Here is a 13,291-nt window from a genome sequence, read left to right on the forward strand (position 1 = left end):
GGTGCAGAATTGAGCATGCAGATTCCTCCCCAGCCTGCCACCAGCCGGCCCCGCATCGGCATTCCCGTCCGCCTCAGCAGTTCCTCGGATCCTGATCCCAGGGTGGGCGAGGCCAATGAGCTATTCGACTACATCGTGGAGCTGGTGCGCGACGGCGGTGGCGAACCGGTGCTGTTGACCGCGGATTTGCAGGATGGCGGCCCGGCGCTCGACGGCGTCATCCTTCCGGGCGGCGGGGATCTGGATCCGCACCTGTACGGCGAGGAACCGCGTGACGTCTGCTACGACGTCAATGTGGCACAGGATGCGTTGGATGTTGCCGTTGCGCGGCAGAGCATCGATGCCGGCCTGCCGCTGCTGGGCATATGCCGCGGCCATCAGCTGCTCAACGTGCTTTACGGCGGCACCCTGGTGCAGGACATGGCCCACGGCACCGTCGTCCACAGCGAGTCCGCTGCCGGCAGCGACAACGCCGGGTGGGCATGGCACACCGTCGACATCGAGGCCGGGTCCAAGGTGGCAGGCCTGTATGGAGCAGGAACAGGCACTGCGCCGATCGTTCCCGCGAAGATAGCTTCCGGCCACCACCAGGCCGTAGCAAGAGTAGCCGACGGACTGGTGGTGACGGCCGTTGCGGAGGACGGAACCGTGGAAGCGCTGGAAGATCCCGAACGCTGGGTGGCTTCGGTCCAGTGGCACCCGGAGGCCATTGAACTCTCCGGCGCCGAGAGGATGGCACCGTTCAAAGCATTTGTGGAGATCTGCCGGACCGGCGGATGAACGCCGGGGGCAGGCCCCGCGCTGCCTCCACAGACGTTGGACGGCGAGCGCGATCCAGTCGCCTTCGCCCGCGTTTTCCTGGCGAGCCGGAGCGGCCTACAGGCCCAGCAGGAAATCGATCGAGGTGCGGACGTCGAGTGCCGGCCCCGCACCCTGCGGCGCCTCAGTCAGGATGGCGTCCTGCTCCATGACATACCAGCCGCCATAGTTGACCGCCCTGAGCTCGGCCACGATCTCGGCGATGCCGCAATCGCCCTGGCCGAGTGGGACAAACATGCCGGCCTTGACGCCGTCGGTAAATCCAAGCTCGCCGCGGCCGACCTGCCCGGCAAGGTCGGCCTTGACGTCTTTCAGATGTGCGTGGCCCACCCGGGCGGCGAATTTCCGAACCAGGTCCAGCGGGTCCGTGCCGCCGATCAGCAGGTGGCCGGTATCCAGGCAGATGTTGGCCCCTGTGGCGTTGAGCAGGCGGTCGACGGCGGCGGCGGACTCGATCATGGTTCCCACGTGTGGGTGCAGCACGGCCTGGATGCCGCGGTCCGAGGCCCGCCTGACGGCTTCTTCCAGGTTGATGCCAAAGGTTTTCCACTGCTGCGCCGTCATCTCCTGCTTCTCCTCGTAGGAGACCGCGCCGCTGTCCGCGGAGAGCACCAGCACCGTGGCGCCGGTCGCCTCAAAGGCGTCAAGTTCACGCTCAATCGCCGGGAGCGGGTCGTTACCCTCCTGGTGCAGCACCGACGGGAAGAAACCGCCGATTGCCGTGAGGTCAAACCTCCGAAGCATCTCGGCGCGTGGCTGCGGATCGACGGGGAGGAATCCCACCGGGCCGAACTCGGTAGCCCTGATGCCCAGGTCCTTCATCTCCTGCAGGACACGTTCGGCCGGAAGCTGGTAGCCCCAGTTTTCCGCCTCGCACACGCCCCAGGAGATGGGGGCGGCGGCGAGCTGGCTGGCAATCGTAGAGGTCATGGTGTTTTTCCTTCAGGACTGGAGGGTGACTTTGACCGGGACCCCGGTCTCGAGGGATTGCTGCGCGGCGTCGGCCACCCGGGAAGCAGCGACGGCGTCTTCCGGAGTGCAGGGATTTTCCCGCTGACCCAGGATGAGCTCCACGAATGCGACCATCTCCGAGCGATAGGCCTGATCGAAACGTTCGGCAAAGGTCTTGTGTGATTCACCGGAAGGGAACGTGATGCCGGTTTCCGCCGAGGCCATGGCCGTCTTCTCATCCAGCCCCACCATGACCGAACCCTGGGAGCCCTGGATTTCGAGCCGGACATCGTGCCCGGCCCCGTTGTAGCGGGTGGCGGAAACGGTACCCACCGTGCCGTCGTCGAACGTCACCAGTGCCAGCGCGGTGTCCACGTCCCCCACTTCGCCGATCGCCGGATCACCGTTGTTGGAGCCCTTGGAGTAGACCTCCACGATTTCGCGGCCGGTCAGCCAGCGCAGGATGTCAAAGTCATGGACCGAGCAGTCCCGGAACAGGCCGCCGGATGTTGCCAGGAACTCCACCGGCGGGGGCGTCATGTCACACGTGACGGCCCGCAGGGAATGGATCCAGCCCAGTTCGCCGGCTTCAAAGGATCGTTTGGCTTCAAGATAGCCTGCGTCGAAGCGGCGCTGGTGGCCGATCTGAACCGTTCCGCCGTTCTCCCGGACGTAGTCCAGCACCGGGAGCGAGTCCTGAACATTCATGGCCACGGGCTTTTCGCAGAAGACAGGGATACCGGCGTCCACTCCGGTCCGGATCAGATCCGGGTGGGTGCCGGTACCGGTGGCGATGACCAGTCCGTCAACACCGGAGCCGATGAGCTCTTCCACGGAAGGCAGAAACTCCGCACCAAGTCCGGCGGCCACGCTGCGGGCGTGATCCGCAGCAACGTCGGTCAGCTTGAGCCGGACGTTGATCCCCTGCGGGTTCAGCACCCCGTTGACCGCGGCAATGTTGTTGGCGTGCATGATGCCGATGCGCCCCACTCCGACCAGACCGAGAGTTACGTTCTTCATGGTGTTCCTTTGCAAGTAAAACCGGGGCCCGGAACCCGGGCACCGAACTATGTTGGAACGCTCCAACATCTGCTTGCTAGAGTAAGGGAAGTCATCGATCCGAGTCAAGACTTTGTATTAACAAACGGCATTAACAACCTGGAGGAAACAGTGACCGCACCCGCCCGGAAGCGCGCCGCAACCATTCTCGACGTGGCCTCCGCAGCAGGAGTGTCCAAGTCCGTGGTTTCGCTTGTGCTCCGCGGAACCGGCTACGTCAGCGCCGCCAAACGCGAGGCCGTCGAAGCGTCCGTCCGGGAGCTCGGCTACAGGCCGAATGCGGCCGCCCGCTCGCTCAGCGAGTCGAGAAGCCGCACGATCGGCGTCGTCCTCAATGACATGCGCAACCCGTGGTTCGTTGCGGCCGTTGAGGGGCTCAACGCGGTGTTGAACGAGCGTGGACTGCAGATGGTGATGGGCGACTTCCGGCTGGACAGCCGCAGCGGCGAGTCCCTGCTGCAGAAACTGCTCGAGATGAATATCGAGGGACTCGTGCTGGTGGGGACCATGCCCGAGAGCCCGAGCCTGTCCGCCGCCGCCGAGCAAGTGCCCACCGTGGTGCTGGGTGCGCCTTCCGCCCCGAGCGCCAATGTCACGGTGGTGACCAACGACGACGACGCCGGGGCCCGCCTGGCCGTGGATCATCTGCTGGCCCTGGGCCACCGGAGAATTGCCCACGTGGGCGCGGGCGACACCGCCGTCGGGGTGGCCCGCCGGCGGGGGTATGAGCGGGCGATGGCGGCCGCCGGCCTGGAGGAGTTTATCCGCACCGCCCCCGGGGATCTGACGGAGGAGGGCGGCTACCGCGCGGGCGGCGAGCTGCTCTCCGGCCCGGACCGACCCACTGCCATTTTTGCGGTGAACGACATGGCCGCTCTGGGCGTCATGTCTGCCGCGGAGGAACGCGGCCTGGCCGTGCCGCGGGACCTTTCTGTCGTCGGCTACGACAACACGCCCCTGGCCAAACTCCGCCGGATCAGCCTGACCTCGGTCGACAACTCCAGCCATGCCGCCGGGCGGCGCGCGGCAGAACTGCTGCTGGCCAGGCTCGTCCCCGGCAGCACCGCGCCGGCGGACGAGCTGCTGCCCCCGGCTCTCGAAACCAGGGGCAGCACCGCGGCGCCTGGCGGGCCCAGGCCTACCAGGCCTTGACGATATTGGGCACTCCTGTACCTTGTGCGGCACTCATAAGCAGGAGCGCCAAGAATCGTCGCGCGGGGGACCGCGGTGAGGAGCCCGGGTTCATCCGTGCGGGGTGAACACCGCACGGAAGGCGGCCAGGGCGGCGTCGCTGTCGCCCTGCGCCCAGGCCTCCATACCGACCGTTCCGGTATATCCGGCATCGCTAAGCGCGCGGCAGACGGCGGCGTAGTTGATTTCGCCGGTGCCCGGCTCGCAGCGGCCCGGAACGTCCGCGACCTGGATCTCCCCGATATGCGGCATGGCCGAGCGGACCAGCTCGATGAGGTTCCCCTCCCCCATCTGGGCATGGTACAGGTCCAGCATCATCTTGACGTTGGGGTGCCCCGCGGCCTCCACGAGGGCCAAGGTGTCCTTGGCCCGGGCCAGCGGAATGCCCGGATGGTCCAGGATCGTGTTGAGGTTTTCCAGGCAAAACGTCAGACCATATTTGGCCCCCAGCACCCCCAGCCTTTCCAGGGTCCTGAGGCCGGTCATCCACATCTGACCCGTTGAGCGGTAGCGGGGGCGGGCGGCCGCGCCATCCACCAGTTCGGCCGAGTGCACCACCATCCGGCTGACGCCGAGTTCGAGGGCGGTGGGAATGAGCTCCTCGGCCGTGCGGACCACGTCATGGGCCGTGAAGGGATCCACCACGCTGCCGGCGCTGTAGCCGGTCATGGAGGAAAAGACCGCGCCGCTGGCCTTGAGTGCGGGGATGTCCTTGGTCCGCGAATCCCAGAGTTCAACATCGAAGCCGGCATCGTGGATGCGCCGGACCCGTTCGATGAACGGCAGCTCCGTGAACACCATTTCGGCGCAGACCGCGAGCCGCATCAGGGGGTTGCCCTGGCGTCGGAGCGCACGGCCACAGGGACGCCCCGCTGGACGGAATCGATACAGGCCAGGGCGATACCGAGGGCGCGCCGCGCGTCCGCGGGTCCAGGGGTCACATCGCTTTCCGCCGTGGGGCTGCCGCCTCGCAGGCCCCCAATGACGGCGGCAAAGTCCGCGAGCTCATCCGTGTAGGCCTGGGCGAAGAGCTCAACATTCAGCCGTGGTGTCTGCGCGGAAACGCCCTCGGCCGTGTAGCGGCGGGCCGAGGTCGCGGTGCTCTGCCCAGCCTGGACCATGCCCTTGGACCCGAACACCTCGCCGCGGACGTCGTAGCCGTAGAGTGCGCTGAAGTTTGCCTCGGCGACGGCCACGGCGCCGTTGCTGTAACGGATCGTGACGACGGCCGTGTCCAGGAATCCCTGCTCCTTGAAGTCCGGTTCGACAAGCGCATCGGCAATGGCGTAGACCTCCACGGCTTCGGCACCCTCGTTGAACCAGTTAAGGGTGTCAAAGTCGTGGATCAGGGTTTCCAGGAAAATCGTCCAGGCCGGTGTCCGGGCGGCGTGGGCGATGCTGCCGGTGCCGGGGTCCCGGGTCAGCGAGCGGAGAAGCTGCGGCCGCCCGATGACCCCCGAGGAAATGTCACGCTTGGCGGCACGGAAGTCTTCCGCATAACGGCGGTTGAACCCGATCTGGAAGTGCACCCCGGCCTTGTCCACCTCTGCCAGGGCCGCGTCGAGTTCGGCAAGCGTCAGTCCGGCCGGCTTTTCACAGAAGATGTGCTTTCCGGCGCGTGCCGCCTGCCCAATGAGCGCGGCGTGGAAGCGGGCCGGGCTGGCGATGATGACGCCGTCGATCTCCGGATCGGCCAGCAGGTCTGCAGCATCGGCCGTAACCTTGGCGACGCCCAGCCGGCCGGCCAGCTCCGCGGCGACGTCCAGCGCGGGGTCAGCGATGGCCTCAAGGACGGCTCCGGGAATGCGCCGGACAATGCTTTCCCCGTGGAATGCCCCCATCCAGCCGGCGCCGATTAGGCCAAGCCGTATGCCTCGTACGGGTGTCCCTGCCTGGTTTTCAATGTAGGCCATGGGCCCGTCCTTTCCTCGTGCTGAAACCTTCTAGATCGATCTAGAAGATGCGCTGCTAATCAGTTTTGCACAGCATCGGCAGAAAATCTAGATCGATCTAGTAGACTGGGGCCAGTACTTTCCGCACGACTCAGGAGGCCCCATGACAGCGAGCCCCCGCCCCACCATGGCGGACGTCGCGGCGGCCGCTGGGGTCTCAAGGGCGCTGGTTTCGATCGTGATCCGTGGGGCTGTCGGCGCCAGCCTGGCCACACGAGAGAGGGTCCTCAATACCGCCCGGGAACTCGGCTACCGTCCGGATACGCGGGCCAGGCTGCTGCGCAGCACCCGCTCCCGCCTGCTTGGCGTGGTTTTCAACGTGACCGAGCCCTACCATGCCGAGCTCGTTGAGTTACTCTACGAGGCCGGTGAGGCGGCCGGCTACGGCGTGACCCTGAGCGCGGCGGGTCCGCGGCGCAGCGAGCAGCGGGCCGTTGAATCCCTGCTGGACCTTGGCGCCGAGGCCCTGGTCCTGATCGCCCCCTCGACGCCGGCGGCAGGGCTTGCGCAGCTGCCAGTTCCGGTGATTTCCATGCTCCGCCCGGTTCGCGGCGACGCGGCCGGCAGTGTCTCCAGCGACGAGGACGCGGGAATCAGGCTCGCGATGGACCACATTCGCGGGCTGGGGCACTCCCGGATAGCCCATATCGACGGCGGGACCGCCGTCGGGTCCGCCGCACGCCGCCGGTCTTACCTCAGCTATATGGCCAATAGCGGGCTCACTGCGAGTGCCTCGGTCGTCACCGGCGGCACCACCGAGGCCGACGGCTCCCGGGCCGCCCGGGAGCTGGTGGATAGCGCCGGGCTGCCGGGCGGGCCGGCGCGGCCCAGCGCCGTCGTCGTTTTCAATGACCGCTGCGCGCTGGGCGTGCTGGATGTGCTCGGCAAGGCCGGGCTAAGCGTCCCGCGAGACATCTCCGTGGTGGGTTACGACAACTCCCGGCTGGCGCGGCTTGAGCACATCAACCTGACCTCGATCGGCCAAAATGGTCCGGAGCTGGCGGCAGCTGCCGTCCGCGCGGCCACGGCCCGGCTGGGCGGTGGCGCGGCCGAACACCTGCGGGTGCCTCCGTTCCTGGAAATCGGCGGCACCACCGCAGCCCCTGCCGGCTAGTCGCCCGGCTCGCCAGGGAACACTATGCCCAGTTGACGCCGGATCTCGTCGGCCACCCGCATGGTCCGGATGGATTCGCTGAGCGGCCGCTGGCTCGCTACCATTTCGCCAGCGTGGATGGCCCGGGCGACAGCCGCCGCCTCATAGTGCAAGCCCTCAAAATGGGCCCCTGCCGGCTCGTCGTAGCGAAGCTCCCTGCAGTCCGGAAAGCGGACGCTGAATCCGCCGGGCATGTTGAACAGCCCATCCAGCGTCAGCGTTGCGGCGGTACCCACCAGGGTGGCCATCGTCGGGGTGAAATTATGCAGGTTCGTATTCATCACGGCCTGACGCCCGCCGGCAAAAGAGAGCACCGCGGAGAGCTGGGCATTGACGCCCGAAGGGTGGGGCTGTCCAATCGCCATGATCCGCTCCGGATCCCCCAACAGCGTCGTGATCAGGGAAAGCGGGTAGGTGCCCAGATCCAGCAGCGGGCCGCCCGCGAGCGCGGGATCAAAAATGCGGTGCCCCGGTTCAAAGTACTCGCCGTACTCGGCGAGAACCGTGGTGAGTTCGCCCAGCGTCCCGGATTCCAGCACTTGCCGGATGACGTCAAACTTTGGCAGGAAGAGGGTCCACAACGCCTCCGCGGCGAAGAGGCCGCCGGCCTCGGCTCGCTCGGCGATGTCCCTGGCCTGGGCCTCGTTGATGCCGATCGGCTTCTCAATCAGCACGTGTTTGCCCCCGTCCAGGGCCACCACGGCGGCTTGGTGGTGGAAGTTGTGCGGGGTGGCCACGTAGATGACGTCGATGTCCGGGGCGGCTGCCAGCTCCTGATAGCTGCCGTACGCCGCAGCGATCCCGAAGGTGTCGGCAAAGGCCCGCGAACGCTCCAGCGAGCGAGATGCGACGGCGGCAATCACCTGGCGGGTGTGTGCCTGGAGGGATTCGGTGAATCGCTCGGCGATCCATCCCGGCCCCATGATGCCCCATCGAAGGGCGGGGGCCGAGAGGGAATCGGGCACCCGGGACGCAGGGAGCTGGTTGATGAGCGTCATGAGTACGCTACCTTCGCAAATTCGCCATTGTTGCGCAGCGAGGTGATCATGGCCTCCGCGGCCTGGGCGGCCCGCAGCCCGTCCGCGGCCGTGGCCAGCGGGGACTCCTCGCCGGTGGCCAGCGCCGTGATCCAGGCCTGCAGCTCCAGCCGGTAGGCCTGGGAGAAGCGCGGCCGCCAGTCCTCCGGGTAGGCGGTGGACCGGGCACCGGCCGAATTTGTGACCAATAGGGCAGGCTCCGCCAGGGTGGCCGTGCCGCGCTCGGCCACCACCTCACATTGGGTCGTGTAGCCATAGCGGGCGTTGAGGAAGAGTTCAAGGGTGGTCAGGACACCATCGGCGGTCCGCAGCAGCATCAGCGCCGGATCGTGCAGGCCGTCGGCGGCGGCCGTTGAGCTTCGGCCGGCGTGCCACGCCACCTCGGTGATGGGTGAATCGAGCAGCCAGGGGATGATGTCCAGTTCGTGAATGGCCGAGTTGGTGACGGCGGACTCCGTGGTGGACCCCGGACCGGAGCCCATATTTCTACTGATGCAGTGGACCATCAGCGTCTCCCCCGCTTCACGGGAGCCGACATATCTGCGTAGCTCGACATAGCCCGGATCAAAACGACGCATGAACCCCAGGGAGAGCAGCGACCTCCCGGTGGCGGCAACAATGCCGGCGTCGGCTTCCACTACCTCACGGCATGCCACCACGCCGGGGGCAAGCGGCTTCTCGCACAATACCGGGGTCATGGCCTCAAAACATTCCAGAATCAACCCGGCATGCGTGGAGTCGTGTGACGCGATGACGACGGCGTCCACCTCACCGGAGTTGATCAGCTCGGATGGGTAGGTGGTGGACCGGGCCCCCACCGCGGTGGCCGCTGCGGCGGCACGGCGCGGGTCGATATCAGCGACGAAACTAACCTCCGCCCCACCGATCGACGTGGCCAGCCTCGCTATGTGGTCGGCACCCATGATTCCGGCGCCAATGACACCTACCCTGATTGACATGTGCTCTTCCAATGTTTCGGTCAAAGGAAAATCCCCGGCCGATGGCGTTGGCCATCAGCCGGGGATTCTGCGGGATTCTTAGCCGGGCTGGTGGCCGGTGGTTCCGGCCAGCTCGGCCTCTACCTCCTTGACGACCTCGCCGTGGCCGCCGAGCTCTTCGAGCTCGTGGGCGAGCTCTGCCAGTTCGGCGCCGCCGGCCATCTGCGCCGTCAGTTCTTCGAGCGTGATGTCCTTCTTCTCGTAGTAGCCGATGGATTTGCCACGCTTGAGCAGCAGGAACCGGTCCCCCACAGGGAAGGCATGGTGCGGGTTGTGCGTGATGAAGACGACGCCGAGCCCGCGGTCGCGGGCCTGCAGGATGTAACGGAGCACGACGCCGGACTGCTTGACGCCCAGGGCGGCCGTGGGCTCGTCCAGAATCAGGACCTTGGCACCGAAGTACACTGCCCGCGCGATCGCGACGCACTGCCGCTCACCGCCGGAGAGCTGGCCGATAGGCTGTTCCACATCACGCAGATCGATGCCCATCTCCGCCAGTTCCTTCAGGGTGATGTCCTTCATCCGCTGGACGTCCATGCGCTTGAAGGGGGCCCACCCGGTGGTGAGTTCCGAGCCAAGGAAGAAATTGCGCCAGATCGGCATCAGGGGGACCACTGCAAGGTCCTGATACACCGTGGCAATGCCGGAATCCAGCGCCTCGCGGGGGCTGTTGAGTTTCCGCTCCTCGCCCAGGATCTTGAAGGTCCCCTCGTCATGCTGGTGAAGGCCGGCGATGATCTTGATCAGCGTGGACTTGCCGGCACCGTTGTCGCCCAAGACGCAGGTCACCCGGCCATTGTCCACCGCCAGGGTCGCATCGCTCAGCGCGATGATGTTGCCGTAGTGCTTGCCCACCTGTTCCAGTGACAGCAGGTGCACGGGGGTGTGGGTCAGCGCGTCTTTTTCATCCTTGAGCAGCGTTTGCTGGTCTATCTGTTTGGCGTTCATGAGTACAGCCCCTTACTTGAGTTCTGCTCGACGCTTGACGATCAGGTTCACTATGGTGGCCAGCAGCAGCATCAGGCCCAGGAAGAACTTGAACCAGTCCGGGTTCCACTGGGCGTACACGATGCCCTTGTTGGCCATACCGAAGATGAATGCGCCGATCGCACCGCCGACGGCAGAACCGTAGCCGCCGGTGAGAAGGCAGCCACCGATGACGGCGGCAATGATGTAGAGGAATTCATTGCCCACACCTTCGCCCGACTGCACCGCGTCAAACGCGAACAGGTTGTGCATGCCCAGGATCCAGCCGCAGAAACCAACGGCCATGAACAGGCCGATCTTGGTCTTGGCTACCGGAACGCCCACGGCGCGGGCGGCGTTGGCGTCGCCGCCCACTGCGAAGATCCAGTTGCCCACCCGGGTGCGCAGCAGGACCCACGACGCCACGGCCACCAGGACGATCCAGATGAAGACGGTGTTCTTGACCTCGACGCCGGCGATGTTCACCGAGGAGGCAAAAATGGCCTGGGCAGACTTGAAGCCATCCATGGTGGAGATGGACGGGGAAGACACCGAGCCGCCGATCAGACGCGTCAGGCCCAGATTCAGGCCGGTCAGCATCAGGAAGCTGGCCAGAGTCACGATGAAGCTGGGCAGCTTGGTCTTGATCAGGATCCAGCCATTGATGAAGCCAATGGACAGCGACACCACCAGCGCCAGCGCAACCCCCACCCAGACATTGGTGGTGAAGTACCAGCTGAAGAGTGACGCTGTCAGGGCCGAGCTGATCACTGCCACGCCCGTGGAGAGATCGAACTCGCCGCCGATCATCAGCAGCGAAACGCCAACGGCCATGATGCCGATGGTTGAGCTGCCGTAAAGAACGGTGGCAAAGGCATTCGGCTGGGTGAAGGTCTGCGAAACTGCGGCGAAAAAGATAAACAGGACGACGGCGCCTACGAGCGCACCAACCTCCGGACGGCCAAGCAGCTTTTGGAGCGGGTTGCGCTTTCCTACGCGTTCATCGGCAGCCAAATGCTTTGTCAGTTTTTGTAGTGTTTCGGTCATGGTCCTTCTCCTTTGCGCCTGGCCCGGGGCAGGCCCCGGGCCAGGCTGTAAAGACTGCTTAGCGGATGCCCTGCTGGGCAAATTTGAGGGCATCCGTGGCAGCAGCTTTGTCAACGATGGAGGGTCCGGTCAGCACGGGCTGTCCGCCGCCGATCTTGAAGCCGCCGCGCTTGGTCTGCCAGATGGCGTCGATGGAGCTGTAACCCTGGAGCCACGGCTGCTGGTCGACAGTGAAGATGATCTCCCCGTCGACGATTTTCTGTGCCAGTTCGGGGTTCATGTCAAAGGAAGCAACCTTCGCCTTGCTGTTGGCAGAGGTAACAGCCTTGAGGATGGTGAGCGTGAAGGGAGCGCCCAGGCCGATGATGGCATCGGCATCGGCTGTGGCCTGCAGCTTGGCAGTCACAGTCGAGGAAACCTGTGTCATGTCGGTTCCAGTGACATAGAGGATTTCGGTGGCCGGGACCTTCTCCTTGACGCCACCGCACCGTGCTTCCAGCCCCACGTGGCCCTGTTCCTGGATGACGCAGATCGGGTGCTTCAGGCCGAGCGAACTGAGCTTCTCGCCAACGGCGGCGCCGGCAAGCTTTTCGTTGGATCCGAAGTGGGTGAACGCGCCCAGCTGTGCGGATACGGACTCACCGGCGTTGAGGCTGACTACAGGAATACCTGCGTCGGTTGCCTTCTTGAGTGCATCCTTGAGCGCATCAGGCTTCGCCAGCGTGACGGCAATGCCGTCAACTTTCTGGTCCACGGCCTGCTGGATGAGCTGCGCCTGCCGGCCGCCCTCAGGATCCGAGGTGTAGAGCAACTCAACGTTGTCCTTCGCGGCGGCTTCCTCGGCACCCTTGCGGACAATGTCCCAGAAGGTGTCGCCCGCTGCCGCGTGGGTAATGAGTGCGACTTTGAGCCGCGGAGTGCTGACTGCCTGCCCGCCACCGCCAGCATTGCCTGAGTCGGCAGGCTTGCCGCCAGAGCTGGAACAGGCACTCAGGGCCAGCATGGGTACAACGGCGGCCACAAAAGCTGCCTTCCGCCACGAGAACTTGGTCACGATTAATCTCCTTTGATCCGGGCCAAGCCGTACGCTTCAGCGCGCCGGTCGATGAGCCTTCTACAACGATCATGGTGACTCGGCTCACAGATGTCAATAGTTTGTCCTGACATTAGGATGTTTTTACGTAATTCAACTCAATGGAGCCTCAAGACCGAGACCGACAGTACGGAGGCATAGCCTTGACCGGCCAAGAAGCCTGCTATCATCGATAAATAAGGCAGTATGTCCTATCAAGCGAACATGCACCTGACATACGTGGGTATCCTGGACGCAGGGAACCTCCGCAGCACAAAGGGAGAGCTCAATGGCGAATCAACTCAATCTCAGTATCGATCGCTCTTCCCCGGTACCCCTCTACCACCAGGTGGTGCAGGGCATTGAGGCCGCCATCCACACCGGGATCCTGACTCCCGGTAGCCGGCTGGACAACGAAATTGACCTCGCCGCACGGCTCAATCTCTCCCGCCCCACCATGCGCAAAGCCATGGACGAGCTGGTCCGCTCCGGCCTGCTGGTCCGTAAACGCGGTGTTGGCACCCAGGTGGTTTCCAGCCAGGTCCGCCGCCCGCTGGAGCTTTCCAGCCTCTTTGACGACCTCACAAACAACGGCAGCAAGCCCACCACCGACGTGCTGAGCTTTTCCCATATCGAGGCCGATGCCGCCACCCGGAAGGCACTGCACCTGACTGAAGGAGCCAGGGTCTACCACTTCACCAGGCTGCGGAAGGTGGGAGGCAAACCGTTGGCGCTGATGGAGAACTGGGTCAGGGATGACATCACCCCCATCGATGAAGCACTGCTGGGCTCACAGGGCCTCTACGGCATCCTGCGCAATGGCGGAGTGAACTTTCGGCTGGCCTCCCAGCGGATCGGCGCGATGGTGGCCAACGACTACCAGGCCCCGCTGCTGGAAGCGGAGCCGGGATCTGCGCTGGTGACCATGGAGCGCACCGCGGTGGACGACACCGGCCGGATGGTGGAGACGGGACACCACGTCTACCGTGCGGATTCCTACAGCTTTGAAATGACATTAGTCCAGCGCTGAACGCCGGACGTACCGA

General features: G+C 65.1%; 13 protein-coding genes. 4 read left to right on the forward strand and 9 right to left on the reverse strand.

Annotated features, from left to right (window positions below; genetic code table 11):
• Positions 1-15: 15 nt before the first annotated feature.
• The gene (locus V3C33_03000) at positions 16-780 is read left to right on the forward strand and encodes a type 1 glutamine amidotransferase (protein XAS68307.1); all 765 of its coding nucleotides are present in this window, start codon (positions 16-18) and stop codon (positions 778-780) included.
• 96 nt (positions 781-876) lie between these two features.
• On the opposite strand, the gene V3C33_03005 is transcribed toward V3C33_03000, so the two are convergent.
• Both V3C33_03005 and V3C33_03010 read right to left on the reverse strand, forming a co-directional pair.
• Entirely contained in the window at positions 877-1,749 is an 873-nt protein-coding gene (locus tag V3C33_03005; GenBank protein ID XAS68308.1) for a sugar phosphate isomerase/epimerase, read from the reverse strand.
• Between the two features lie 12 nt (positions 1,750-1,761).
• Positions 1,762-2,790: a Gfo/Idh/MocA family oxidoreductase gene (locus V3C33_03010; protein XAS68309.1), complete on the reverse strand. Its 1,029-nt coding sequence runs from the start codon at positions 2,788-2,790 to the stop codon at positions 1,762-1,764.
• Positions 2,791-2,940: 150 nt separating this feature from the next.
• Between V3C33_03010 and V3C33_03015 the strand changes: the two genes are divergently transcribed.
• Complete coding sequence (locus V3C33_03015; protein XAS68310.1) at positions 2,941-3,981, forward strand: LacI family DNA-binding transcriptional regulator; 1,041 nt, start codon at positions 2,941-2,943, stop codon at positions 3,979-3,981.
• A 90-nt stretch (positions 3,982-4,071) separates the two neighbouring features.
• Here the strand turns inward: V3C33_03015 and V3C33_03020 are convergent, their stop codons facing one another.
• A complete protein-coding gene (locus V3C33_03020) occupies positions 4,072-4,845 on the reverse strand; it encodes a TIM barrel protein (GenBank protein ID XAS68311.1) in 774 nt (257 codons plus the stop codon).
• Positions 4,845-5,933, reverse strand: a complete 1,089-nt coding sequence (locus V3C33_03025; GenBank protein XAS68312.1) for a Gfo/Idh/MocA family oxidoreductase — start codon at positions 5,931-5,933, stop codon at positions 4,845-4,847. Before V3C33_03025 ends, V3C33_03020 begins: the two co-directional genes overlap by 1 nt.
• Positions 5,934-6,075: 142 nt before the next feature.
• Between V3C33_03025 and V3C33_03030 the strand changes: the two genes are divergently transcribed.
• Positions 6,076-7,086 (forward strand): LacI family DNA-binding transcriptional regulator, encoded by a 1,011-nt coding sequence (locus V3C33_03030; GenBank protein ID XAS68313.1) that lies wholly within the window; start codon positions 6,076-6,078, stop codon positions 7,084-7,086.
• Here V3C33_03030 and V3C33_03035 read toward each other — a convergent pair.
• The 5 genes from V3C33_03035 to V3C33_03055 all read right to left on the reverse strand — a co-directional run bounded on the left by V3C33_03035 (position 7,083) and on the right by V3C33_03055 (position 12,227).
• Positions 7,083-8,123: a Gfo/Idh/MocA family oxidoreductase gene (locus V3C33_03035; GenBank protein ID XAS68314.1), complete on the reverse strand. Its 1,041-nt coding sequence runs from the start codon at positions 8,121-8,123 to the stop codon at positions 7,083-7,085. The genes V3C33_03030 and V3C33_03035 overlap by 4 nt on opposite strands.
• On the reverse strand, positions 8,120-9,121 hold the full coding sequence (locus V3C33_03040) for a Gfo/Idh/MocA family oxidoreductase (protein XAS68315.1): 1,002 nt from the start codon (positions 9,119-9,121) through the stop codon (positions 8,120-8,122). The genes V3C33_03035 and V3C33_03040 overlap by 4 nt, the downstream gene beginning before the upstream one ends.
• Positions 9,122-9,199: 78 nt before the next feature.
• A complete protein-coding gene (locus tag V3C33_03045) occupies positions 9,200-10,108 on the reverse strand; it encodes an ATP-binding cassette domain-containing protein (GenBank protein XAS68316.1) in 909 nt (302 codons plus the stop codon).
• A 12-nt stretch (positions 10,109-10,120) separates the two neighbouring features.
• Positions 10,121-11,173 (reverse strand): ABC transporter permease, encoded by a 1,053-nt coding sequence (locus tag V3C33_03050; protein XAS68317.1) that lies wholly within the window; start codon positions 11,171-11,173, stop codon positions 10,121-10,123.
• 58 nt (positions 11,174-11,231) lie between these two features.
• Entirely contained in the window at positions 11,232-12,227 is a 996-nt protein-coding gene (locus V3C33_03055) for a substrate-binding domain-containing protein (GenBank protein XAS68318.1), read from the reverse strand.
• A gap of 307 nt (positions 12,228-12,534) precedes the next feature.
• Between V3C33_03055 and V3C33_03060 the strand changes: the two genes are divergently transcribed.
• Positions 12,535-13,275, forward strand: coding sequence for a GntR family transcriptional regulator (locus V3C33_03060; protein ID XAS68319.1), 741 nt, complete (start codon positions 12,535-12,537; stop codon positions 13,273-13,275).
• Positions 13,276-13,291: the final 16 nt, after the last annotated feature.

The organism is Micrococcaceae bacterium Sec5.7, assembly GCA_039636785.1.
Classification (GTDB): Bacteria; Actinomycetota; Actinomycetes; order Actinomycetales; family Micrococcaceae; genus Arthrobacter.

Coding starts and splice junctions, on each gene's coding strand:
- V3C33_03000 (XAS68307.1), top strand. CDS start 16: ATGCAGATTCCTCCCCAGCCTGCCACCAGCCGGCCCCGCATCGGCATT.
- V3C33_03005 (XAS68308.1), bottom strand. CDS start 1,749: ATGACCTCTACGATTGCCAGCCAGCTCGCCGCCGCCCCCATCTCCTGG.
- V3C33_03010 (XAS68309.1), bottom strand. CDS start 2,790: ATGAAGAACGTAACTCTCGGTCTGGTCGGAGTGGGGCGCATCGGCATC.
- V3C33_03020 (XAS68311.1), bottom strand. CDS start 4,845: ATGCGGCTCGCGGTCTGCGCCGAAATGGTGTTCACGGAGCTGCCGTTC.
- V3C33_03025 (XAS68312.1), bottom strand. CDS start 5,933: ATGGCCTACATTGAAAACCAGGCAGGGACACCCGTACGAGGCATACGG.
- V3C33_03030 (XAS68313.1), top strand. CDS start 6,076: ATGACAGCGAGCCCCCGCCCCACCATGGCGGACGTCGCGGCGGCCGCT.
- V3C33_03035 (XAS68314.1), bottom strand. CDS start 8,123: ATGACGCTCATCAACCAGCTCCCTGCGTCCCGGGTGCCCGATTCCCTC.
- V3C33_03040 (XAS68315.1), bottom strand. CDS start 9,121: ATGTCAATCAGGGTAGGTGTCATTGGCGCCGGAATCATGGGTGCCGAC.
- V3C33_03045 (XAS68316.1), bottom strand. CDS start 10,108: ATGAACGCCAAACAGATAGACCAGCAAACGCTGCTCAAGGATGAAAAA.
- V3C33_03050 (XAS68317.1), bottom strand. CDS start 11,173: ATGACCGAAACACTACAAAAACTGACAAAGCATTTGGCTGCCGATGAA.
- V3C33_03060 (XAS68319.1), top strand. CDS start 12,535: ATGGCGAATCAACTCAATCTCAGTATCGATCGCTCTTCCCCGGTACCC.